The organism is Pseudomonas sp. LARHCG127, assembly GCF_052871455.1.
Map to the genome: position 1 here is coordinate 1 of NZ_JBIXJT010000031.1, position 24,558 is coordinate 24,558.

The 24,558-nt window shown below is 62.2% G+C and carries 10 protein-coding genes; 6 read left to right on the top strand and 4 right to left on the bottom strand.

Annotated elements, in window-relative coordinates; translation table 11 throughout:
* On the bottom strand, window positions 1–4,817 hold a 4,817-nt coding region (locus ACIPQ1_RS28300), incomplete at its 3' end, for an amino acid adenylation domain-containing protein (protein ID WP_446535123.1).
* Between the two features lie 242 nt (window positions 4,818–5,059).
* Between ACIPQ1_RS28300 and ACIPQ1_RS28305 the strand changes: the two genes are divergently transcribed.
* From ACIPQ1_RS28305 to ACIPQ1_RS28315, 3 genes are all read left to right on the top strand, one after another.
* Entirely contained in the window at window positions 5,060–6,064 is a 1,005-nt protein-coding gene (locus ACIPQ1_RS28305; protein WP_446535124.1) for a cupin-like domain-containing protein, read from the top strand.
* Window positions 6,061–7,431: an MFS transporter gene (locus ACIPQ1_RS28310; RefSeq protein WP_446535125.1), complete on the top strand. Its 1,371-nt coding sequence runs from the start codon at window positions 6,061–6,063 to the stop codon at window positions 7,429–7,431. Before ACIPQ1_RS28305 ends, ACIPQ1_RS28310 begins: the two co-directional genes overlap by 4 nt.
* A 156-nt stretch (window positions 7,432–7,587) precedes the next feature.
* Window positions 7,588–8,199 carry an aspartyl/asparaginyl beta-hydroxylase domain-containing protein gene (locus ACIPQ1_RS28315; protein ID WP_411384843.1) on the top strand — a complete coding sequence of 204 codons (612 nt, stop codon included), beginning with the start codon at window positions 7,588–7,590 and terminating at the stop codon, window positions 8,197–8,199.
* Between the two features lie 232 nt (window positions 8,200–8,431).
* Here the strand turns inward: ACIPQ1_RS28315 and ACIPQ1_RS28320 are convergent, their stop codons facing one another.
* Genes ACIPQ1_RS28320 through syrB1 form a run of 3 tightly spaced genes read right to left on the bottom strand, consistent with a single transcriptional unit; the run spans window position 8,432 to window position 12,519 of the window.
* Window positions 8,432–9,658: an alpha/beta fold hydrolase gene (locus ACIPQ1_RS28320; protein ID WP_411384842.1), complete on the bottom strand. Its 1,227-nt coding sequence runs from the start codon at window positions 9,656–9,658 to the stop codon at window positions 8,432–8,434.
* Window positions 9,659–9,718: 60 nt separating this feature from the next.
* Entirely contained in the window at window positions 9,719–10,654 is a 936-nt protein-coding gene (gene syrB2, locus ACIPQ1_RS28325; protein WP_446535126.1) for a syringomycin E biosynthesis L-threonyl-[L-threonyl-carrier protein] 4-chlorinase SyrB2, read from the bottom strand.
* Between the two features lie 17 nt (window positions 10,655–10,671).
* Window positions 10,672–12,519, bottom strand: a complete 1,848-nt coding sequence (gene syrB1, locus ACIPQ1_RS28330) for a syringomycin E biosynthesis L-threonine--[L-threonyl-carrier protein] ligase SyrB1 (protein ID WP_446535127.1) — start codon at window positions 12,517–12,519, stop codon at window positions 10,672–10,674.
* Window positions 12,520–13,203: 684 nt separating this feature from the next.
* On the opposite strand from syrB1, the gene ACIPQ1_RS28335 reads away from it, so the two are divergent.
* The 3 genes from ACIPQ1_RS28335 to ACIPQ1_RS28345 form a co-directional block, all read left to right on the top strand.
* Window positions 13,204–14,265 (top strand): TauD/TfdA family dioxygenase, encoded by a 1,062-nt coding sequence (locus ACIPQ1_RS28335; RefSeq protein WP_411384839.1) that lies wholly within the window; start codon window positions 13,204–13,206, stop codon window positions 14,263–14,265.
* Window positions 14,266–14,299: 34 nt separating this feature from the next.
* Window positions 14,300–16,009 carry a cyclic peptide export ABC transporter gene (locus tag ACIPQ1_RS28340; protein WP_411384838.1) on the top strand — a complete coding sequence of 570 codons (1,710 nt, stop codon included), beginning with the start codon at window positions 14,300–14,302 and terminating at the stop codon, window positions 16,007–16,009.
* Window positions 16,010–16,408: 399 nt separating this feature from the next.
* A partial coding sequence (locus ACIPQ1_RS28345) for an amino acid adenylation domain-containing protein (RefSeq protein WP_446535128.1) occupies window positions 16,409–24,558 on the top strand: 8,150 nt, incomplete at its 3' end.

A 24,558-nucleotide genomic window follows, 5' to 3' on the forward strand; every position in this document is an offset into this window, starting at 1 on the left:
CAGACCATTTCCACTCCGCGCCGGGCCAGGATCGCCACGCGGTCATCGGGACGCACGCCTTGGGCGAGCAGTTCACGGGCGATGCGGTTGGCGCGGCGATTGAGTGCCCGGTAACTCAGTTCGCGTTTGCCCAGGACCAGGGCGGTGGCTTGGGGCTGTGCGGCGGCGAGCTGTTCGAAGCGCTGATGGATCAGCAGTTGCGTGGCGAAGGTGGCGGTGGGCGGCAGCGCTGCCGGGGAGGCCTGGCGCTGTGCCGGGCTGAGCAACGGCAAGGCGAGCACCGGTTGAGTGGCATCCTCGACCATGGCTTCCAGCAAAGTCTGGAAGTGTTGGGCGAAGCGTTCCACGGTGCCATGGTCGAACAGGTCGCTGGCGTACTCGAGTTGGCCGCCGATGGTGTCGCCATCGTCGTTGAGTGACAGGCTCACGTCGAACTGGGTGGTGCCGGTGTGCCGGGGCAGTGGCGTCAGGCTCAGGCCCGGCAGTTCCAGGGCCTGGTCGCGTGGGGTGTTGCCCAGCACCAGCATGGCCTGGAACAGCGGGCTATGGCTCAGGCTACGTTCCGGTTGCAGGGCTTCGACGACCTGTTCGAAAGGTAGATCCTGATGGTTGTAAGCCTCGAGGGTGGTGGCTTTGATGTGGGCCAGAAACTGGTCGAGACGGCTGTGGGCGTGGACGTCGATGCGCAGGGCCAGGGTGTTGACGAAGAAGCCGATCAACGCCTCGGTTTCGCGCCGTGGGCGATTGGCTACAGGCGTGCCGATCACCACGTGTGGCTGACTGCTCAGGCGCGAGAGCAGGATCGACCAGGCACCTAGCAGCGTCATGAACGGGGTCAGGCCTTGTTGCTGGCTGAAACTGCGCAACTTGGCGCTCAAGGGGGCAGGCAGTTCCAGCGTCACGCTGGCCCCGCGGTAGCTTTGCACGTGGGGCCGGCTGTGGTCGCTGGGCAGCTCCAGCAGCGCAGGAGCGCCGTCGAGGTGGTCTTTCCAGAAGCGGGTTTGGGCCTGCAAGCGTTCACCTTGCAAGTACCGCTGTTGCCAGGCGGCGTAGTCGGCGTATTGCAGGGCCAGGGGCGGCAGGGGATCGTCCAGGTCGTGAGGGCCAGGGGCTTGGCTGAACGCGGTGTAAAGACGGTTGAATTCATCGATCAACACCGTCACCGACCAACCGTCGGAAACGATGTGGTGCTGGGTGACCAGCAGGATGTGTTCGTCTTCGGCCAGGCGCAGCAGGCGCCCGCGAATCAACGGTCCCTGGGTCAGGTCGAAGGCGTCGTGGGCTTCGTCTCGGGTCAGTTGCTCGACAGCCTGTTGCCGGGCATCGGCGTCCAGGGCTTGCAGGTCGTGCTGCTGCAGGGCGAAACCGATGTCAACGGCGGCAAATCGTTGCCGGACTTCGCCGGCATGGTGTTCGAAAGTGGTACGCAGGCTTTCGTGCCGGGCGACGATACGGTCAAGGGCACGTTGCAAGGCGTTTCGATCCAGGCTACCGCGCAGGTGCAACGCGGCGGGCATGTGATAGGCGACGCTGGCGGCGTGGTCCAGCTGATCGAGGAACCACAAGCGCCGCTGAGCCAGGGACAGTGGCAACGGCTTATCGCGCGCCAATACGGCAATCGGCTGGGCCTGGGATTGGCTGGCCTGTTCCACACGCTGGGCCAGCTCGCTCAACGAGGCCTGGGTGAACAGCGTGCGCAGGTCGATCTCGACCCCCAGGTCCTGGTGCAGGCGCGCTTGCAACTGCACGGTCAGCAACGAATGACCGCCCAGTTCAAGGAAGCCGTCGTGACGCCCGACTTGATCCAGGCCAAGCAGGGTTTGCCAGATTTCGGCAAGGGCGATTTCGGTGTCGCCCCGAGGCGCTTCATAGATTTTGCTGGCCAGGGACTCAAGGCCAGGCGCGGGCAGGGCGCTTCGGTCGAGCTTGCCGTTGGCGGTCAGGGGCAGGGCATCGAGGTGGACGAAGGCGCTGGGCACCATGTACTCGGGCAAGTGCTTGAGCAAAGCGCTGCGCAGTTGTCCGGCTGGGCTCGGTTCGCCGCAGACATAGGCAACCAGGCGCTTGCTGTCCGGCTGCCCCGGATTGTCTTCCCGGGCTATGACCACCACTTCACGAACACCCGGACACAACGCCAGGGCCGCTTCGACTTCACCGATTTCGATGCGCAAGCCACGGATTTTCACCTGGAAGTCATTGCGGCCCAGGTACTCCAGGGCACCGTTGGCGAGCCAGCGACCGAGGTCGCCGGTCTTGTACAGGCGTGCGTTCGGCTCAGTGCTGAACGGGTCGGCGATAAAGCGCTCGGCGCTCAACTGCGGTTGGTTCAGGTAACCCCTGGCCACGCCGATACCACCGATGTGGATTTCCCCGGCGACACCCAGCGGTTGTGGTGCGCCACGGCCATCGAGCACATGCATCTGGATATTGGCGATCGGCCGGCCGATGGGCACGCTTTCGCCAGGGTCACTGGCGTGGCACTGCCAGGCCGTCACGTCGATGGCCGCCTCGGTCGGGCCATAGAGGTTATGCAACTCGATCTCTGGCAATTGCTGTTCGAAACGCCGTTGCAGGCTGCGGGGCAGGGCTTCGCCGCTGCACAACACGCGCCGCAGGTCAGGGAAGGCCTGTTCGTCATGGTGTTCCAGGAACAGGTCGAGCATCGACGGCACGAAGTGCAACATCGTGATGCTGGCCTGACGCATCAACCGGGCCAGGTAGTCCGGCTCCTGATGGCCGCCCGGGCGCGCCATGACCAGCTCGGCACCGGCCAGCAGCGGCAGGAAAAACTCCCAGACCGACACGTCGAAACCGAACGGGGTCTTCTGCAGCACCCGATCGCTGGCATCGACGCCGTATTCGTCCCGGGCCCACAACAGGCGGTTGACCACGCCGAGGTGTTCGTTCATCACCCCTTTGGGGGTGCCGGTGGAGCCGGAGGTGTAGAGCACGTAGGCCAGGTGAGCGGGTGTCAGGCCGAGGGCTTGCGAGTCCGGGTTGTGTTCGGATTGTGCGGCCAGTTGTGCGGGGTCATCGAGGGCCAGCAGCGGCGCATTCGACGCGGGCAGCAGGTCTTGTAGTGCCTGGCTGGTCAGCACGGCCCGGGGGCTGCTGTCGTCGAGCATGAACGCCTGGCGAGCGCTCGGCAGGTCTGGATCGATGGGCACATAGGCGGCCCCGGCCTTGAGGATCCCCAGCAGGGCGACGACCATGTCCGGTCCACGCCGCAGGCTCACGGCGACTCGGTCGTCCGGTTTCACGCCCAGGGCGATCAGGCGATGGGCCAGCCGATTGGCCTGGCGGTTGAGTTGTTCATAGCTGAGCAACGGCCCGGCATCGCCACGTACGGCGCAAGCGTGGGGACGCTGCTGGGCTTGCTGTTCGAACAACTGGTGGATCAACACGTCCCGCGGATACTCCCGGGACGTGGCGTTGAATTCGACCTGCAGGCGTTGCCGCTCAGCCTGGCTCATGAGCGGGTAATGCCCCACGGGGGTGTCATGTTGCTCCAGCACCGCCTCGAGCATCGAGACGATGCGTTGTTTCAGGTACCGGGCCTCTTCCAGGTTGAAGTAGGCGGTGTTGAAGTTGAAATCCAGGTGGACGTCTTCGAACGGATGGTAATCGCGCACGAAGATCGCCATGGGCGTCTGCTCGTAGCCGTTGTCCATGGTGATGACCGTGGACGAGGTGCCGCCAAACTGATCGTCGCCGTCCAGGCTTTCGAACGACAGTGACACGTCGAACAGTTGTCGACGCCCGGTCTGGGCCAGGCGCAAGGTGCGATTGAGCTCGGCGATGGGGAAGCGCTGGTGGCGGTAGCAGCGGCGCAGTTGTCCGCCGGCGGCATGCATCAGGTCCAGCAGCGAGGCGTCGAAGTCGACGGGCAGGCGGATCGGGCTGACGGAGGAAAACATCCCCGCGGTTGCTTTCGTCCTGGCAGTGGTCCGGTTATGCACGGGCATGCCGATGACGATTTCATCGACGCCCACGGTGCGGCAGAAATAGGTGGCGACCACGCTGATCAGCACATGGGCGACCGACAGGCTGCGTTCGCTGGCAAATTGGGTCAACGCGTTGTACAGCGCCCGGGGCAGCATCGCCTGGACCTGGGCACTGGGCGCCAGCTCGTTGGCCTGGCCGGTCTTGAAGTCGGCCCGGCGCTGCAGCAGCGACGGCGGCATCTGTGCGTAGGTGTCCTGCCAGAACTGGCGGTCGCGCTCATAGCGGGACGAGGCCAGGTAGGCCCGGTCGTCTTCCAGGAACGACAGGTAGGAATGCCCTTGGGCGACTTCATCGTTGCCGGCCAGCAACGCGTTGTAGGCCGAACCCACGGCATGGCCGATCAGGGCCACGCCAATGCCGTCGGTGACCAGGTGGTGGTAACGGGCGAGCCAGTAATGGCGGTTCGGACCGCAACGGACCATCCGTGCGTCCCAAAGCCGGCCAGTCAACGATTCAAAGGGTTGGCGAAAGGCGTTGCGCAGATAGTCCATGGCCAGGCCAGCCTCGGCGTCAGCCTCGGAGAATTCCACCACCTCCAGGTTCACCTCGACCTCGGGCAGGACTCGCTGGCGGCCGGTGCCGCCTTCATGGCTGAAGCTCAGGCGCAAGGTGTCGTGACGGTTGGCGACCAGCTCGATGGCTTTCTCGAACAATGCGATGTCGATCTCGCCCTTGATCTCCAGGGACATGCCGATGTTGTAGTAGGGCAGGTCCGGGTGCGCGAGTTGATCAAGCCAGATCCCTTGTTGGACCGAGGCCAGTTCGTGGGACGCGGAGTCTTGCGCGGGCAGCGTGTCGATCGAGGAATCCATTTCGGAGCACCTGTTTGCGAATCATGAATTCGTTTCCGTTCGGTGGCAGCGGTGCACATTGGCCTGGACGACTGCACGTCGACGGGACGAAGGAATAGGGTGGGAAAAAACTAGAACATCCACGGTGGGATGTATGTCATGGGAAGCAGGGACAACCGTGGGTGCTGGTCATTGCGGCACTTGGGCAGGGCGGTGCGAGTCTGTTATACCAACGGCCCTGAGTGAGCTTGCGAGGGTCGAAAATGCCGCTGACAACCGAGTCGGATCGTCCAGTCCCGAAGTTCTGGAGCCTGTCCCGTTTCCCCAATCACCCCGAGGCCGGACCGGTCGAAGAGATTGATGCGCTGACGATTTCCGGCGAGCAATTCACCCGGCAGTACGTTAACTACAACCGTCCCTGCCTGATCAAGAATGCCGTGCGACACTGGCCGGCGTTCCATAAGTGGAATCAGCTCGACTACATCAAGGCTCATTCGCGCAACAGCACGGTAAAGGTGCGTTCGAAGATCGTCTCGGAGGTCATCGGCTGGTCGAAGCCCGAGGTCAAGGCGACCATGACCGAGTACGCGAAGACGGTTTTCCAGGAAGTGCCGTTCCATGACTTTCTCGACAGTCTCAGCGAGGGCGACGATCCGCTGGTGGCCGACAGTTGCCGTTTTTCCAAAGGCTCTGCCATCGAGCAGATGAAGGGCGATGTGGGGGGGCTGCCGTTCATGCCGCAACTGTCCAAGCCCCGGCACTATCCACCCCATCGCAGTTTCCTGTACCGCAACTCCTACACCGACTGGCATTTCCATGTCATCGATGAGACCTTCATGGCCCAGGTGGTCGGTGCCAAGGAAGTCCTCTTGCTACCGCCGGACGAGGCCAGCTGGCGGGCACTTCGGCCGGTGGTCGAAGAGGCCGGCTATCTGTACGACATCGATACCCTGCGTTTCCCGGGGACCCGGGGCTTGCACGCCCTGCGCACGGTGGTGGAACCGGGCGATGCGTTGTACATACCGGTCTATTGGTGGCACGCGGTGCAATCGATGGATGACGCGTTCGGCGCGACCGTCGCCGCAACGTTCCCGACCCCCTTGCACGTCAGTGGCGATATCCGTTCGCCCATTGCCAGGCGGGTGTTGCGCACGTTTCTGTTTTCCCGTTATGCGCCGTTGGTGCTGGGCGTGGTGGCCTACTCCCTGGTCTATCGATTGGCGCGCAAGCTGATCGGTGCCGGCACGCCCCGCGATGCGCGCACATGAACCTCAAGGACATCCACCGACGATTCGATCTGGGACGAAGCTTCTATTTTCTCTGGTGCGGCGAATCGATGGCGGTAGTGGGTACGACGATGATGGGGTTCGCCCTGGGCGTCTGGGTGTATTCCCACACTGGCTCGGCGGTGGCATTCACCAACGTGATCCTGGCGGCAACGTTGCCGGCGATTATATTTTTGCCGTTGGCGGGAGGGCTCGCGGACCGGATCAGTCACCGGGTGATCATTGTCTGTTGCGATGTGAGCCTGGCGCTGTTGTTGCTCGGGATCATGGCCCTGCTCTGGCTCGATCGTCTGGAACCCCTGCACCTATACATCTTCAATTGCCTGGCTTCAATCGTCGCGGCTTTCCGTAAGCCGGCGTACCAGGCGGCGGTCAATACGATTGTCGCCCCGGAAAAATTCACCCGGGCTTCGGGCCTCATCAGTATCAGCAAGAACGTCTCGGCCTTGGTGGCACCGCAACTGGCTGGGATCATCATGGCCAAGGCTGGCCTGGTGATGATTCTGGGGCTGAACGTGGTGACGTTCTGTTCCGGCACCTTGTTGGTGATCAAGGCGTTTTCCCATGTGCGGTTCGCGCCGGAGCCGCGGCACGGCGTCGGCAAGGAGCCGGTGCTGCGCAGCGTGCTAGGCAACATTGCCTCGGCGCTGAAATTTTTCTCCGTCGGTCATCTGATGGCCTGGCTACTGGTCTACACCGTGGTACGCAACGCACTGCTTTCGCTGGCGACGGTGATGATGACGCCGTTGGTGTTGTCCACCATGAGCAGTCAGATGCTGGGCATGGCCTACACGTGGTCGGCCTTGGGCGGGTTGTTCGGTGCCGGGTTGCTGGTTCTCATCGGGCACCCGCGAAAGTTGATGGCGTTGGTGGGCGTGGCCGACCTGTTGTTGGCAGCCTGCGTGGTTTCCTTGGGCGTCGTTTCACACCCTGTTGCCTATTGTGCCCTGGCCTTCTTCGCGATCAGTGCGGCATGCGTTGCCGATGCCTGCGTGAGTTCGTTGTGGATGCACAAGATTCCTGGTGGCAATCGTGCCAGCGTCTTTGCGCTGATCAACATGTTGACCATTGCTGCCACGAGCTTGGTGATCTTTGTCGGTGGTTTGCTGGTGGACCACTGGTTCCAACCGGCCCTGGCGCCCGATGGCCGCTACGCCGATTCGATCGGTCTCTGGCTGGGGGTGGGTGCGGGACGTGGCGTGGGGCTGCTGTTCGTGGTCGCCGGTGGGCTTTTTGCGCTTCTGCCCTTGGGGGTCTTGCTCTACGGGCCAATGCGTCGTCTGGCCGAGACGCAGCCACAGCCGCAAGCCATACAGGCCAGCGACAGTCCCTCGGTCAACGCCCTGTGATGACGGGCCAGGCCGGTTGTACCGGATTCCCGTGACAGACAGGCCAAGGGCGGTGGGTCAACCTTTGCCGAGCCTCTGCCACACTCCAATCCCGGGGTGGCGGAACAGTATTTGTATCGCCTCTTAGCCGACAACCCTCGATATAAAGGAGCACCTATGCGTCCGTCGTTTTATGATCCCAGTCGCTTCCCGAAACTCCAGGATCTTGCCAGTAACTGGGAAGTGATCCGTGAAGAATTTCTCGCCCTCGATGCGCCGACCTTGACCATCAACCGGGTGGGCAAATCGATCACCGAAATCGTCGACGAGGTCGCCGCGCATGTGGAGGCCGGCGGTAAGTATGGCTGGATCTGGGGGTGGGGCGACAACATGGAGATAAAGCCCGACTGGACGCAATATGGCCTGGTTGCCTATGACACGCCGATTCCTTACGCTCGTGCCGCCATGCCCGGGACCATCGAGTTGTTGAGCAAGATTCCAGGAATCAAACTCTGTGCCTTGTTGCGTATGGAGCCCAGCGTGTTCCTCAGCACTCATGCCCACACCGGTACCTGGGAAGAAGGCCTGTTGCATATGCAACTGACCATCGATGCACCTACCACCCAGAACTACTCTTACCTCAACGTCAATGGAAGCTTCAACCAGAGCACAAACGGCAACCTGGTGATCTTCGACGGCTCCCTCGACCACTTCGCCGTCAATGCCTCCAGGGCCTACCGCACGGTCCTGTACATTGAGTTCCATCGTGAGAAGCACATGGTCGCCTGATGTAGACCCCTCTGGCTCCCACAGGGGATTTGCGGTGAACACAGTGTTGATGGCTACCTGTGGGAGCGAGCTTGCTCGCGAAGAGGCCGGCACATCCAGCCTCTTCATTGACTGGGTCACCGCCATCGCGAGCAAGCTCGCTCCCACACTGGATGTTCAGCAGCCACATAATTCATGTGCGCCGGGAGTGCCCTTGTGGGAGCGAGCTTGCTCGCGAAGAGGCCGGCACATTTCACGCCGGATAAGCCGAGCCCACCGTCGATTCAAGGGTTGATTCCAGGAAACGGAAAGCAGTCTGCTTCGAAAGCTGGGTCGACTCGAAGAACGCCAGGTGGCTGCCATTGCGTTCCACATGCAGCAAGGCATCGCTGATGGACGCGGCAATGTGCTTGGAGCCACCGAGGTGGGTGGTTTCATCGCAGTCGCCGGCGACGACCAGGGTGGGCACCGTGATCTGTTCCAGCCGTGACTTCAACTCAGTCTTGTTCAACGCATCGTTGAGTCGTGCATAGCGGTAGAACAGCTCTTCGTTGACATAAGGATAGAGCGCCGCATGGGCGATGGAGTCCGGAATGGTCGCCAGTGTTGCCTGGTCCAGGAATAACGCCTGCAGGTCGCTGGCCTCATTGCGGTCTACGGCGGCCGACTCCATCAGCCACTCGAAGTTTTGCTGGTGGGCGGTACGCAGGCTGTCGTCCCCCAGGTTGTAATCGCCGTGCCACAGGCTCAGGGAACTGACCCGGTCGGTGTGGGTGGCGGCCGCGCTGAGGGCGATCACCGCGCCACCGCAGATACCCATCAGGTGCGCACTCTCCAGGTCATAGTGGTTCATCACGTTGATCAGGTCGCCCACCTGGGCGTCGGTGTCCACGGACAACTGGTCGAACGAGGTGCAGGAACCGAACAGCCCACGGGTTTCCCAGGTGACCACGAAAAACCGCTCGCTCAACGCATTGAACCAAGCGCGGCACAGGTCGAACGGCATGCCGCAGGGCAGGGCGAGGACTATGGCCGGGCGATTTCGATCGGTGCTGGCATGGACCGACAGCGCCACGTTGTCGCGGGTAATCAGGTGCAGTGTCTCGACCTCGGGCACGGCACCGCTGAAATCGAAGTGTCTGACCAGGCGCCCGAAGTCCTTGGCACTGTCGACGTCGTCGAAGTGGTCATAGGTAAACTCGAGGGCCTGGCAGATTTTCTTGCTGATGAACATCTCGAAAGAAGACAGTTGCGCCTCGCCGTCATGCACGTACTGCACGGCTTTGACGCCGATCCTGGCGAACGCGGTGTTGACCGCCCGTTCCGTGGCTCTCACGCTGGAGGAGGCCTGGTCGGGCGCCAAGTCACTGCCCTGGGCCAGAAAGCTCAGGCAGATAGGATCGGGCAAATGGATGGCAAGGTGCCTAAGCATCCTCACGGTCTCACACAGGCGCGTTGCTGCGTCGGTGGAAATAGTCATGGATTGGGGACTCCTGTCAGGCACGTTGCGCATGCCAACTGTCATGTGGCAGTGAAAAAATCAGACGGCTTCGAACTTTTTGCCTCGGGTGGTGTGGGTGACAAGGCGATTGTATTCAGGGGTCGTCTCGCCGATGACCTGCACCGCGCCGTACTTTTCAAGGCTGATCCGTCCACCGTATTCCTCGATGTGATCGGAGTCCGGATAGATCTTCACGAACGACGGTACATAGCGCGAGGCGAAGCCCATGCGCATGTCCTGGGACTCACCGCTGTGAGGGTAGGAGGCGTGCATCAGGGTCGACCAGAAAATGATGAACTGGCCGGCCTTCATTTGCATGGGCACGGCGGAGGCTTCGTCGGGTTTCCAGTTTTCGTCGATCTGCAGCTGGCGATAGTCGTAGCCGAAGAAACCGCGCCGCACGCCATCCTTGACCACCGAGCTGTTGTTGGCATCGGGATCGTAGGCCATGCGCTTGGTTTCGTCGTAGTTCATGCTGTTCTGGGTGCCAGGGATGAATTGCAGGCAACCGTTGGCGATGTTGGCGTCGGTGAAGGCGGTCCAGACGGTGATGGTGCCGCCGAAGTCTTCGTTTTCCGGCCAGAGGATCTGCGGCTTGCCCGAGGCGTTGGCGAAAGTGTCGGCCTGGTGCCAGTCGGTGCCTTCGTCGCCAGGGTATTTCGGGAAAAACTCGGTGCGCCAGCACAGTACGTCCGGGCCGAGGATGCTCTCGACGCGGTCGCAGATTTGCGGACGGCAGATGTGGCCGGCGAGGAATTCGTCGTCCAGGTGGCGATCGTAGTTGGCAATGTTGGTGCCGCCGGAGATCGCATCCAGGTCCTGGTAGGCCGCGGCACTGCGGTCGAGCAGGCGCAGGCGGGTGCGCTTCCAGGTCTCTTTCATTTCTTCTGGCGAATAGGCGTCGAACGGTCCGATGAAACCGTTCTTTTCAAAGGACGCACGTTCTTCCGGGGTCAAGGCGAATTTTTTGCTCATGGACTTCTCCTTTTCGATCAATGGGCTTGAACAAGGGAACGCTGGATACAGCCGGCCAACACTTTGGCGGTGGCGCCATCGGCCAGCACACCTGGGTCGAGGTTGACCCGGTAATGGGCCTTGAGCGTGCTCAACGAGCGGATCAGGGCCAGGGAGGTGCCGCCGAAATCGAAGAAGTCATCGTTCAGGCCGATGTTCTTCAGGCCGATGTCGTCCGACCAGACCTTGAGCACGAACTGCTCCTGTTCGGTGAGGCCCGGTTCGCTGGCGTGGAGCTCGATCGATGGGATCGATTCGGGCGAGGGCAGGCGGCTCTTGTCGATCTTGCCGTGGTCGGTGACCGGCAATGCCGCCAGTGGAATGTAGGCCGAAGGGCGCATGTAGTCCGGCAGGCTCGCGGCCACCTGTGCGGCCACTTCGCTGCGGACCTGTTCGGTCCAGGCGGCCACGCCATGGGTCGGCACCACATAGGTGACCAGGCGCCAATCGCCATCGCCGTAGTCGTGACCGGCCACGTGGGCGGCGGTTACGGCCGGGCTGGCTTGCAGGCACGCCTCGACTTCGCCCGGTTCGATGCGGAAACCGCGGATCTTCAACTGTTCATCGCAACGACCGGCGTAGCGGTATTCGCCGTCGTCACCCAGCACCAGCAGGTCGCCGGTGCGATAGGCACGGCTTGGGGTACCCGGCAACTGGACGAAGCGCTCAGCGTTCAGGGTTGGACGACTCAGGTAGCCCAGCGCTACACCGGCACCTTCAATGTACAGTTCACCGGCATTGCCTTGCGGCACCGGTTGCCGGTCGGCGTCGAGCAGGTGCAGGCGCCAGCCATCCAGTGGCGTGCCGATGGACACCATGGCGGCGCTTTCAAGGTCCTGGCCGAGCACCCGTTTGAAGGTGGTGTGGACGGTGGCTTCGGTGATGCCGTACATGTTGATCAAGGCTGGCGTCTGGTCGCCATGGCGTTCGACCCACGGTCGCAGCACAGTGGCGGGCAGCGCCTCGCCGCCGAACACCACATAACGCAGGGCCAATGGCGCACTGGCAGAACGGTCCGCTTCATCCAGGCCACGGAACGCCGATGGCGTCTGGCTCAGCACGGTGACGCCCTGGTCGGCCAGCCATTGACGCGTGCCACTTGGCGAGCGCGACACATCGTAGGGCACCACGGCGACGTGGCCACCGTGGGCAAGGGCTCCCCAGATTTCCCAGACCGAAAAGTCGAAGCCGATGGAGTGGAACATCGACCAGACGTCGTTTTCGGTGAAGGCGAACGAGCGTTGAGTGCTTTCCAGCAGGCGGCTGACGTTGCCGTGCGCCACCAATACACCCTTGGGCTCACCGGTGGAGCCGGAGGTGTAGATGACGTAGGCCGCTGCCTCGTCGGGGTTGCGCTGGTCGTCGGCGGGCAGCGGTTGCAGGGCCGGGCCGGCCAGCAGCTCGGCCAGGGACAGGACGCGCACGGACGCGCTTTGCGGCAGGTCGGCGAGTTCACCGATCATCAGGCCCAGGCCGCTGTCGCGCACGATGTGTTCGACCCGCTTGCCCGGGTATTGCGGATCGACCGGGACGTAGGCGCCGCCGGCCTTGAGAATGCCCAGCAGGCTGATGACCAGGTCGACGCCACGTGGCAGGCACATCCCCACCAGCATGCCGTCCCGGACGCCTTCCTGGCGAAGCCGGGCCGCCAACTGCGACGAGACAGTGTCGAGTTGTGCGTAGCTCAATGAGCGAGAGGCGTCGGACACCGCGGTTCGCTCAGGGAATTCACGGGCCCGGGCGACGAATGTTTCATGCAGGAATGCACCGTGCGTGAGGGGGGCTGGCGCGGGGTTGACCGATCCGCCAGTGTTCTTAATCGGCATGACTAACGCTCCTGTTAAATGCCAGGCACACCGTGTTTGCGTGTTGCGCAAACCGATGTGCTCGAGACGTCACTGCGACCCACGGCATCGTTTGCGGTACCTGTGCATTTCGCAGCTCGCGCATTTCAGCACCGACTTTGTGTCGGCGTCTGTCGCGGGAAATGGGGACAAGCGAGGCTGGTTTGGATCGACGTGTGTCGGTGCATCGGTGTAAGGGCCGATGGGGACTCTGTTTTGGTGTGTATATCCGTTGCCGTGGTAACGGCTACTTAAGGTCGAGCTTGCTAGCGAAGAGGCCGGCCCATCCAACATCACTGCAAACTGACCCACCGCCTTCGCGAGCAGGCTCGCTCCCACAATGGATCGCAGTGAATACAAGAGTCATGGGCACCCAAGATCACCTGCGGGAGCGAGCCTGCTCGCGAAGAGGCCGGCACATCCAACATCAGAGCAAACTGACCCACCGCCTACCGCAGCAACGGATATAAACACCAAAAAACACCCCTCTCGGAACGGAAGATCAGCAGCTCCGGAAACGACCTAAGTAAACCCACGACAACCTCTGTCCCGGTTTGCGGTGCCAGACATCCCCCCCGATCAATGTTTTTATCCTTGCCCGATGGTGGGTCGCATTGGTCCGGCCCTGCGACGTGGATCCGACGATCCGTGGTTCAGGAGTTATTCATGAGTCTTCAAACTGACGCTTTGCCCGTCATGCCCGCTGACGGGATGGCGGATTCGCTTGTCTGGCCAGGTCACGGGGCCGGCGAATCGGTCAGGCTGTCGTTGCTCGCCGACGGTTTGAGTTTGCCGGTGGTGATCGAGCCGATCGACCCCGGGCTGGATCCTTCGTTGTGGGCCAGCACCCATCGCGAGGCCATCGAGGCGTTGCTGTGTCGCCACGGAGCGGTGCTGTTTCGCGGTTTTGATCTCGGCTCGGTGCCGGCCTTCGAGGCGTTCGCCGAAGCCTTGTCGCCCGGGTTGCACGGCAGCTACGGCGACCTGCCGAAGAAGGAGGGCGGACGCAACGTCTACCGCTCCACGCCTTATCCCGAGCGCGAAATGATCCTGTATCACAACGAGAGTTCGCACCTGGAAAGCTGGCCGCGCAAGCAATGGTTCTATTGCGAGCAGCCCTCACGGGTGGGCGGTGCGACGCCGCTGGCCGACATCCGCCAAGTCCTGCAATGCCTGCCGCCGCAGGTGGTCGCCCGGTTCGAACAGAAAGGCCTGAGCTACAGCCGCACCTTCACCGCCGGTGTCGAGCCGAGCTGGGCGTCGTTTTTCGGCACCACCGAGCGCGCCGTCGTCGAACAGCGTTGCCGGGAGCAGGGCACCGATTTCCAATGGCTCGACGACGAAACCCTGCAAGTGCGCACCCTTTGTCCGGCGGTTATCCAGCATCCGGTAACCGGGGAGCGGGCTTTTTTCAACCAGGTACAGCTGCACCATCCGTTTTGTCTCGGCGAGGAAATGCGTGAAGACCTGCTCGATATGTTCGGCGCCGATCGCCTGCCGCGCATGGTCAGTTACGGCGATGGAACGCCGATAGAAGACGACGTCATGGCGTTGCTCGGCGAGGCCTATGAGGCTTGTGCGGTCAGGTTCGCCTGGCGCAAGGGCGATGTGGTGATGCTCGACAACATGTTGGCCGCCCACGCTCGCGATCCCTACGAGGAACCACGCCTCATCGTCGTGGCGATGGGCGAAATGACCGCTCGGGGCGATGTATGGCGACCGGCGTGAGCCCTTTCGTGACTCCATTCGAGGATAGCAACCCATGAAAAACGAGCAGAACGCGAAGAAAGAGAAGAAGCCAAAACCGGGCTCGGTCATGCGCCTGTTGTGGCGTAACCATCCCTGGCTGACGCTCTTTACGTTGATCTGCGGTGTCATCAGCGGGGTTGCGTCAATCGCGGTGGTGAGCGTGATCAATGAGGCTATCCACAATGACGGCTCTCGCCTGCAGGCGCTGTACTGGTTCATCGGGCTCAGTGCCACGGCGCTGATCTTGCGCAACGGTGCGGCATTGTTTCCGGCCTACGCCAGCATGCGGATCATGACGCGCTTGCGCATTGCGCTGTGTCGCAAGATTCTCGCCACGCCGCTGGAAGAAGTGGACCGGCGCGGTCCGCCCAATGTGCTGACGATGTTGACCAACGACATCCCGCAATTGAATACGACGCTGATCATCATGCCCACGGTCCTGGTGGAAACGACGGTCTTTCTGTTCGGCATCGGCTACCTGGCCTACCTGTCGTGGGTGGTCCTGGCCCTGACGGTTTCGCTGATGATCCTGGGGGTGGGGCTGTACCTGTTCTTCTTTTCCTGTGGCGTCAGGAACACTTCCCGCGTACGGGATGAATACACCGCGTTCAATGAATACACCCACGCCCTGGTGTTCGGCCTCAAGGAGCTCAAGCTCAATGGCGTGCGGCGTCGTTGGTTCGGTCGCTCGGCCATCGAGGCGTCTTCCACCCGTGTGGCGCGCTACAACTTCGTTGAGCGCCTGTGGTACACCGCCGCCGACAACGTCGGGCAGTTCACACTGTCATTGTTGATCGGTTGCCTGCTGTTCGCCGCGCCGCTGTTCAGCGTCGTCGATCCGAAAATCATGACCGCCAGCGTACTGGCTGTGTTGTACATCATGGGCCCGCTGTCGTTGCTGGTCACGGCCATGCCCTTGATGGCGGCGGGCCGGGTGGCCTGTACACGTCTTTCGGAATTCGGTTTCTCGATCAACGATCCGCACCCGGAGCCCATCGAGACCGAGGTGCCCAAGGTTCACCTGCTGGAGCACAAGAAGTCGTGGAATCGGATCGAACTGAAGGCCGTCAGCATGCATTACCACGAACTGCACGCAGAGACCGGTTTCTCCCTGGGACCCATCGACCTGACGGTGCAAACCGGTGAGTTGATCTACATCGTCGGTGGCAATGGTTGCGGCAAAAGCACCTTGGCCAAGCTCATCTGCGGGCTCTACATTCCCCAGGGCGGTGAGGTCCTGCTCGATGGCAAGCCGGTCACCGATGAAAGTCGCAACGACTATCGCGATCTGTTCTCCGCCGTGTTTTCCGATTTCCACCTGTTCAACCGCCTCATCGGCCCCGACGAAGAGGACGGCAACCCGACGCTGGCGCGCAAGTACCTGGAAACCCTGGGGCTGGCCGACAAGATCAAGATAGAAGGGCTGGGCTATTCGACCACGAAGGCCTTGTCCTATGGCCAGCAAAAACGCCTGGCGCTGGTGTGCGCCTACATGGAGGACCGCTCGGTCTACGTACTGGACGAATGGGCCGCGGACCAGGATCCGCCATTCAAGAAATTTTTCTACGAAGAGCTGCTGCCCGACCTCAAGCGTCGTGGCAAGACGGTGCTGATCATTACCCATGACGACCAGTATTTCCAACTGGCCGATCGCATCATCAAGTTGTCGGATGGCCAAATCGTTTCCGACATCAACTGCGCCCTGCGCGACAAGCGAGCCTGAATGTCCGTTCCGACAACATCGTCCGGCTTGCGATGTTGTCGCGACAACACCTTGGCAAACGGATGAACGCCCCTCGGCATCATCTCGACCCGACAGGCGCGAACCTGCTGTCGGGTGGCGATGCCATGCCCCGGACGACCCTTTCGTCCAGGTGACCATCATCGACATCGTGCCGCGCTGGCTGCCTGCGCGGATCTGCATCAACTCCAGGCGTGCCTGTTGCGTTTATCCCGGGCAGCACTGACAAATCTCTGAGAAGGAACGTATGGAATTTATCTTTGCGCGTGCTGTGGGCGGCGTTGTTGCAACAGGCCTGGCGGCTGACCGGGGTCACGAAAAACGACGGGGCCGCTGGGCGCCGGACGGTGCGTTGTGGGTGCGCGTGTCGGAGGGGCAGGTATGAATCAGTTTCTCCAGCGCTCGACACATTACCCTCTGACGACAGCACAGCGGGACATCTGGCTGGACCAGATGACCAAGGGCGATTCCCCCCTGTACAACATTGGTGGCTATCTCCATATCCAGGGCGCCATCGATCCTGAGCGTTTTCAGCAGGCGGTCGACCTGCTGATTGAAAAATATGATGCCCTGCGTACGGTGTTGCACTACGGCGCCGACGGCGTGCCCATGCAGACCATGGCAGAGGCGTTGGAAGCGCGGGTTCCCGTGCTGGATTTTTCGGATCGGCCTGATCCGGAGGCAGCGGTCCATGCCTGGATGCAACAAAGGATGGCGGTCGCCATCAGGTTGGATGAAAGCCCTTTATTCCGTTTCTATCTGGCTAAACTCGGTGACTCGTCGTTTTATTTTGTGATGCACCTTCACCACATCATCCTGGACGGGTGGGGCGTCGGCTTGGTGCTCACTTCGCTGGGTGAGCTTTATGACGCCCTGGAAAACCAGCAGCCGCCTGACGTGTCGGCACCGTCCTATGTCGGCTTCATCGACGAGGATGCCCGCTATCGTGATTCCCCTCGTTTCAAGCTCGATGAGGCGTACTGGCTGGACAAATACCAGGACGTTCCGGATCCACTGTTCGTCGCGCGTCACCATGATCAGCAGCCCGGGGTCCTGGCGCCCAGTGCTCAAGCCTTGTATCGCTTCGCCCACAGCTTGAGCGACCGAATCGAGGTCTTGGCGCAAGCGCACCAGGCGTCACGTTTTTCGGTGCTGCTGGCTGCACTGTATGTCTATTTCATACGGAGCACCCAGCGCGATGAGTTGGTGATCGGCCTGCCGATCCTGAACCGACCCAATGCAACCTTCAAGAAAACGGCGGGGTTGTTCACGCAGGTCAGTGCCGTGCGGTTCAAGTTCGCCAGCGACTTGCCATTTGGTGAGTTGATACGTGGCGTGACCCGCACACTCAAACAGGACTATCGCAACCAGCGGTTCCCCCTGAGCGAGATGAACCGTTCGCTGGAGCTGCGGCGCGACAACCGCGCGCAACTGTTCGACGTTTCATTTTCCTATGAGCAGGAAGATCGTCGGTTCATGTTCGGACAGGCGCCGGCTCATTTTGTGATGGGTTCGAACGGCCAGGAGCAGATGCCGCTGTCCATCCATATCCGCAGCAATCCGCACGACGATAATGCCTGGCTGCACTGGATCTACAACGAAAGCTACTTCCAGGCCGATGAAATCGAGTCGATGGCCGACCGATTCATGCATGTGCTGGAACAAGGCTTGCGTGACGATACGTTGCCAATCGAGGGCTTTGTTCTGCCGACCGCGACCGAAGCGGACATGCTTCTGGCCTGGAACGCGAGCGATGCGCGCACGTATGAGCATGACCACACGATCCATGGCCTGTTCGAAGCGCAGGCGCGGGCGCAAGCCGACGCGGTAGCGGTGGTGCACGAAGACCGCTGCCTGACTTATGGCGAACTCAACGCCCGGGCGAACCAGGTGGCGCACCATTTGTTAGTCCTCGGCGTCCGCCCGGACGACCGGGTGGCGATCTGTGTTGAGCGCGGCCTGGACATGATCGTCGGTCTGCTGGGCATCCTGAAGTCCGGTGCTGGCTATGTGCCGCTGGATCCGGCCTATCCTCGGGAGCGCCTGGCCTTCATGCTCGACGACAGTGCGCCGGTTGCTTTGCTCACTCAATCGACGCTGCAGGTTCAGCTGCCCGCCTTGCAAGTCCCAGTGTTGTTGCTCGACCAGGCCGAGGCGGCGGGTATCAGCGCACAGCCACGGTTCAACCCTGATGTGCGCGCCCTGGCCTCTCACCACTTGGCCTATGTGATCTATACCTCGGGATCGACCGGCCTGCCCAAGGGCGTGATGGTCGAGCACCGTAACGTTGCACGGCTGTTTGCGGCGACCCAGCCCTGGTTCGATTTTGGCCCGCAGGACGTGTGGGCGCTGTTCCATTCCTTTGCCTTCGATTTCTCGGTCTGGGAAATCTGGGGCGCGTTGACCCACGGTGGCCGCTTGCTGGTGGTGCCGCAACTGGTCAGTCGTTCCCCGCAAGACTGCTATGCACTGCTGTGCGAGGCCGGAGTCACGGTGCTGAACCAGACGCCAAGCGCTTTCCGGCAACTGATCGCGGCCCAGGGTGACAGCGATCTGCGCCACAGCCTGCGCCAGGTGATCTTTGGCGGCGAAGCGCTGGAAACCGGGATGCTCAAGCCGTGGTATGCCCGTGGGAGCAATGCCGGGACACAACTGGTCAACATGTACGGCATCACCGAAACGACGGTGCACGTGACGTACCGTCCGCTTGAAGCCGCCGACGCACAGTCGACCGGCGTGAGTCCCATCGGCAAGCGCATTCCCGATCTGCGCCTGTACCTGCTCGACCAGTACGGCCAACCGGTGCCGGTAGGCGTGGAGGGCGAGTTGTATGTGGGAGGCGCGGGCGTGGCGCGGGGTTACCTCAACCGGCCCGAGCTTAACGAAACGCGATTCCTCGCCGACCCGTTCGACGGCGCGGCTCATGCGCGAATGTACCGTACCGGGGACCTTGGCCGCTGGTTGAAAAACGGCGAACTGGAATACTTGGGGCGTAACGATGAACAGGTAAAGATCCGTGGTTTCCGCATTGAACTGGGTGAGATCGAGGCGAAGCTGACGGAATGCGCGCAGGTGCGCGACGCGGTGGTGATCGCCCGGGAAGACAGTCCGGGGGACAGGCGCCTGGTCGCTTATGTCGTGGCCGACGCCGGCGCGCAACTCTCGGCGGCTGACCTGCGAGACCAATTGCTGGGTCTGTTGGCGGACTACATGGTGCCGAGTGCATTCGTGTTGCTGGATGCGCTCCCACTGACGACCAACGGCAAGCTGGACCGCAAGGCGCTGCCGGCGCCTGACTCACAGGCTTATGCCCGTCGCAACTACGAAGCCCCTGAAGGCGAAGTGGAAACTGTGCTGGCCAGGCTTTGGGCCGAGCTGCTCGGTGTGGAACAGGTGGGGCGACACGATCGGTTCTTCGAACTGGGCGGCCACTCCTTGCTGGCGGTCAAGCTGATCGAACGCATGCGCCAGGTCAAGCTGCACGCCGATGTGGGGGTTCTCTTCGGCCAGCCGACGTTGGCTTCGCTGGCCGCCGCCACAGGTGCCAGCAATGGCATCGCCGTACCGGGCAACAGGATTGCCCATGGGGTCGAACGCATCACACCGGACATGCTGCCACTGGCAACACTGACCCAGGACGAGATCGATCGGGTGGTCGCGGCAATACCGGGCGGCGTAGCCAACGTCCAGGATATCTACGGGCTCGTGCCGTTGCAGGAAGGCATCCTGTATCACCACCTGGCGACCGAGGAAGGCGATCCGTACCTGTTGCAGATTCTGTTGCGCATCGACAGTCGCGAACAGCTCGATGCGATTGTGCAGGCCCTGCAAGTGGCGATCGAACGCCATGACATTCTGCGCACCTCGGTGGCGTGGGAAGGCTTGGACGAGCCGGTCCAAGTGGTCTGGCGCCAGGCACGGCTGATGGTCGAAGAACTCGGGCTGGACGCGGCTGAAGGCGATATCGCCGGCCAGATGCAGCGCCGTTTCGATCCGCGTCACACCCGCTTCGACCTGCGCCAGGCGCCGATGATGCGCCTCCATTTCACCGAAGATATGACCCACGGCAACTGGGTCGCGGTGTTGTTGTTCCATCACCTGATTGACGACGCCACCTCCCTGGGGATGTTGGGCAAGGAGATCGAGGCGCATCTGGAGGGCCGGTCGGCTGAACTGCCGGTGTCGGTGCCTTACCGCAACTATGTGGCGCAGGTGCGGTTGGCGGGCAATCAAGAACACCATGAGGCGTTCTTCAGCGAGATGCTGGGGGACATAGACGAACCGACGTTGCCGTTCGGTCTGCGGGATGTGCAGGGCGACGGTGTCGGTGTCGAAGAAGTCGTGTTGCCGCTGGCCGCCGACCTGGCCCAGCGGCTACGTACCCAGGCACGGCGCCTGGGCGTGAGTACGGCCAGTCTGCACCACTTGGCCTGGGGTCAGGTGGTAGGGCGTTTGTCCGGTCGCCAGGAGGTGGTGTTCGGCACGGTACTGATGGGCCGCCTGCACAGTGGGCAGGAAGCCGGCCATGCCCTGGGCATGTTCGTCAACACGCTGCCCTTGCGCGTCGAGGCGGGGGGGCAGGGGGTATTGGCCGCGCTGAAAGCGACCCACGCACGGTTGGCGACCCTGCTCAGGCATGAGCACGCGCCGTTGTCCCTGGCGCAGCGTTGCAGCGGCGTCGCCGCGCCGACCCCCTTGTTCAGCGCGCTGATGAACTACCGGCAGACTGCCGTGGCGGCGCAGGCACCCAAGGAGGTCGGTGAAGGGCGTCGCTGGGCCGGGGCGCAGATTCTGAGCGGCGAAGAACGCACCAACTACCCGCTGACCTTGTCCGTGGACGATCTCGGCGAAGGCTTCAGCCTGACCGTTCAAGCGGTGGTCGAAATCGGCGCGCGGCGGATCGGCGCCTATATGGAAGCGGCATTGACGAGCCTGGCGACGGCGTTGGAGCGTGCGGTTGAATCGCCACTGGCGGATTTGACGATTTTGCCGGCATTGGAGCGCGAGCAACTGCTGGTGACGTTCAACGCCACCGGGGCCGACTACCCGCGGCAGCAGACGATTCATGGGTTGTTCGAGGAACAGGTCCAGCGTACGCCGGATGCCGTGGCGGTGATTCGTGGCGAGCAGCGCCTGAGCTATGGGGACCTGAACGAACGGGCCAACCGTCTGGCCCATTACCTGCGCAAGCAGGGTGTACAGCCGGATTCGCGAGTGGCGATCTGCGTCGAGCGCGGCATCGACATGGTCGTGGGGCTGCTGGCGATTCTCAAGGCCGGCGGCGGATATGTGCCGCTGGATCCGGCGTATCCACTGGACCGCATTGCCTACATGCTCGAAGACAGTGCGCCGACGGCGGTGTTGGCGCAGACGGCGACCCTTGAGTTGCTGGCAGCAGCATCGATGCCAGTGATCAATCTCGACAGCGGTTTGTGGCAGGACGAATCCGTCCTGAATCCCGAGGTGGCAGAGTTGACCTCCTCGCACCTGGCCTATGTCATCTACACCTCCGGTTCGACCGGTCTGCCTAAAGGCGTGATGATCGAACACCGCAATACGGTGAATTTCCTGACCTGGGCGCATCGTTCGTTTGACGCTAAAACCCTGTCGAAAACCTTGTTCTCGACCTCGCTGAACTTCGACTTGGCGGTCTATGAGTGCTTCGCACCGCTGACCTCGGGCGGCAGCATCGACGTGGTCACTAATGTGCTGGAACTGCAACAGGGCGAGCACGACATCACCTTGATCAATACGGTGCCGTCGGCGCTCAAGGCGTTGCTGGAGTCTGGCGGTGTAGGCGAGGGCGTCGACACCGTCAACGTGGCCGGTGAAGCCTTGAAGCGCAGCCTGGTGGAAGCGTTGTTCGAGCAGACCCAGGTCAAACGGTTGTGCAACCTCTACGGTCCTTCGGAAACCACGACCTACTCAAGCTGGGTGTCGATGGCCCGCGAAAACGGGTTCGTCGCGCACATCGGCAAACCGGTGGCGAATACCCAGTTCTACTTGCTGGACGAGCACAAACAACCGGTGCCGCTGGGCGTACCGGGGGAAATCTATATCGGTGGCGCCGGGGTCGCTCGCGGTTATCTCAATCGTGATGACCTGACAGCTGAACGCTTCCTCAAGGACCCGTTCAGCACGGCTCCAAACGCCCGGATGTATCGCACCGGCGACCTGGGCCGCTACCTGCCAGACGGCAACATCGAATATCTGGGCCGCAATGACGATCAGGTCAAGATCCGTGGTTTCCGCATCGAGCTGGGCGAGATCGAAGCCAAGCTCGCCCAGGCTCCAAATATCAACGAAACCGCAGTCCTGGCCCGTGAAGACAGGCCGGGTGACAAGCGCCTGGTGGCCTATTTCACCCAGCACTCGCTGGATGAAACAGTAGACATCGAAACCCTGCGCGCCCACCTGCAGGCATTGTTGCCGGCCTACATGGTGCCGGTGGCCTACGTGCGCCTGGATGCATTGCCCCTGACCCCCAACGGCAAACTCGACCGCAAGGCCCTGCCAGCGCCAGACCTCGATGCGCTGGTGACGCGTGGCTACGAAGCCCCGCTAGGCGACACCGAAATCGCCCTGGCGCAGCTCTGGCAAGACCTGCTCAAGGTCGAGCGAGTCGGTCGTTACGACCATTTCTTCGAGCTGGGCGGCCATTCCCTGTTGGCGGTCACGTTGATCGAACGGATGCGCCAGGCCGGGTTGAGCGCCGATGTGCGCATATTATTCAATCAACCGACCTTGGCCGCGCTGGCCGACGCAGTGGGCACTGGCAACGAGGTGACTGTCCCGGCAAACCTGATTCCTTTGGGTTGCGAACACATCACCCCAGCCATGCTGCCGCTGGCGACGTTGAGTCAGGAGGCCATCGACCGCATCGTATCGACGGTGCCGGGCGGTGTGCGCAACGTGCAGGACATCTATCCGCTGGCTCCCTTGCAGGAAGGCATCCTTTACCATCACCTCGCCGCTGAACATGGCGATCCCTACGTGCTGCAGGCGCAGTTTGCCTTCGCCAACCGCGAGCGTCTCGACGCGTTCACCCAAGCCTTGCAGGGGGTGATAGACCGTCACGACATCTTGAGGACATCCATGGCCTGGGAAGGGCTGGACGAACCGGTGCAAGTGGTCTGGCGCAAGGCGGTACTGGGTGCTGAACACGTGGCCCTGGACCCTGAGGCGGGCGACATCCTCACTCAGTTGAAAGCGAGCTTCGACGTCAGTCACCACCGCCTGGATATCCGCCAGGCGCCGTTGATGTGGGTTCGGTTCGCAGAGGACGCCGTCAACCAGCGTTGGCTGGCGACGCTGCTGGTCCATCACATGGCGCTGGACCACACGGCGTTGGAAGTGATGCGCCACGAGATCCAGGTGCACTTGCTGGGTCAGGCCGGCCAGTTGGGCGAGGCGGTGCCTTACCGCAACTATGTGGCCCAGGTGTGCCTGGGTGTGAGCCGTGCAGAACACGAAACATTTTTCCGCGCGATGCTCGGCGACATCGACGAACCGACGCTGCCGTTCGGCTTGCAGGACGTCCGTGGCGATGGCAGCGGTATCGAGGAGGCGCAGCAGGCTATCTCGACGGAACTGAGCCGCCGTCTGCGCCTGCAGGCGCGCCAATTGGGCGTGAGCGCCGCGAGCCTGTATCACTTGGCCTGGGCCCAGGTGCTGGGTCGGGTTTCGGGGTGCGAAGACGTGGTGTTCGGCACGGTGTTGATGGGGCGGATGCAGGGCGGCGAGGGCGCTGATCGGGCATTGGGCATGTTCATCAACACCTTGCCGATCAGTGTGCGCGTCGGTGCGCAAAACGTGCGGGCCGGTGTGCTGGCGACCCATGCGCGGCTGAGCGGGCTGTTGGGCCATGAGCATGCTTCCCTGGCGTTGGCCCAGCGTTGCAGCGGCGTGGTTGCACCGACGCCATTGTTCAGTGCGTTGCTCAACTACCGTCATTCGCTCGCCGAGCCTGACGCGCTGCAAGCGTCGTCGAGCTGGGAAGGGATTGAGGAACTGAGTGGCGAAGAACGCACCAACTATCCACTGGTGCTGTCGGTGGACGATCTCGGCCAAGGCTTCAGCCTGACCGTTCAGGCGGTGGCCGAAATCGGCGCACGACGGATCGGCGCTTATATGGAAGCGGCATTGACGAGCCTGGTCGTGGCGTTGGAGGGTGCGGCTGGGGCGTCATTGGCTGATTTGACGATCTTGCCGGCGGCGGAACGTGAGCAACTGCTGGTGACATTCAACGCCACCGAGGCCGACTATTCGCGGCAGCAGACGATTCATGGGCTATTCGAGGAACAGGTGCAGCGCACGCCGGATGCCGTCGCGGTGATTCACGGCGAGCAACGCCTGACTTATCGCGCGTTGAACGAGCGGGCCAACCGCTTGGCCCATTACCTGCGCAAGCAGGGCGTGGAGCCGGATTCGCGGGTGGCGATCTGTGTCGAGCGTGGCATCGACATGGTCGTGGGGCTGCTGGCTATCCTCAAGGCCGGTGGCGGTTATGTGCCGCTGGATCCGGCGTATCC

Bases quoted from the DNA above. Each gene is read 5' to 3' on its own strand.
- ACIPQ1_RS28305 (WP_446535124.1), top strand. From the start codon at position 5,060: ATGCCGCTGACAACCGAGTCGGATCGTCCAGTCCCGAAGTTCTGGAGC.
- ACIPQ1_RS28310 (WP_446535125.1), top strand. From the start codon at position 6,061: ATGAACCTCAAGGACATCCACCGACGATTCGATCTGGGACGAAGCTTC.
- ACIPQ1_RS28315 (WP_411384843.1), top strand. From the start codon at position 7,588: ATGCGTCCGTCGTTTTATGATCCCAGTCGCTTCCCGAAACTCCAGGAT.
- ACIPQ1_RS28320 (WP_411384842.1), bottom strand. From the start codon at position 9,658: ATGACTATTTCCACCGACGCAGCAACGCGCCTGTGTGAGACCGTGAGG.
- syrB2 (WP_446535126.1), bottom strand. From the start codon at position 10,654: ATGAGCAAAAAATTCGCCTTGACCCCGGAAGAACGTGCGTCCTTTGAA.
- syrB1 (WP_446535127.1), bottom strand. From the start codon at position 12,519: ATGCCGATTAAGAACACTGGCGGATCGGTCAACCCCGCGCCAGCCCCC.
- ACIPQ1_RS28335 (WP_411384839.1), top strand. From the start codon at position 13,204: ATGAGTCTTCAAACTGACGCTTTGCCCGTCATGCCCGCTGACGGGATG.
- ACIPQ1_RS28340 (WP_411384838.1), top strand. From the start codon at position 14,300: ATGAAAAACGAGCAGAACGCGAAGAAAGAGAAGAAGCCAAAACCGGGC.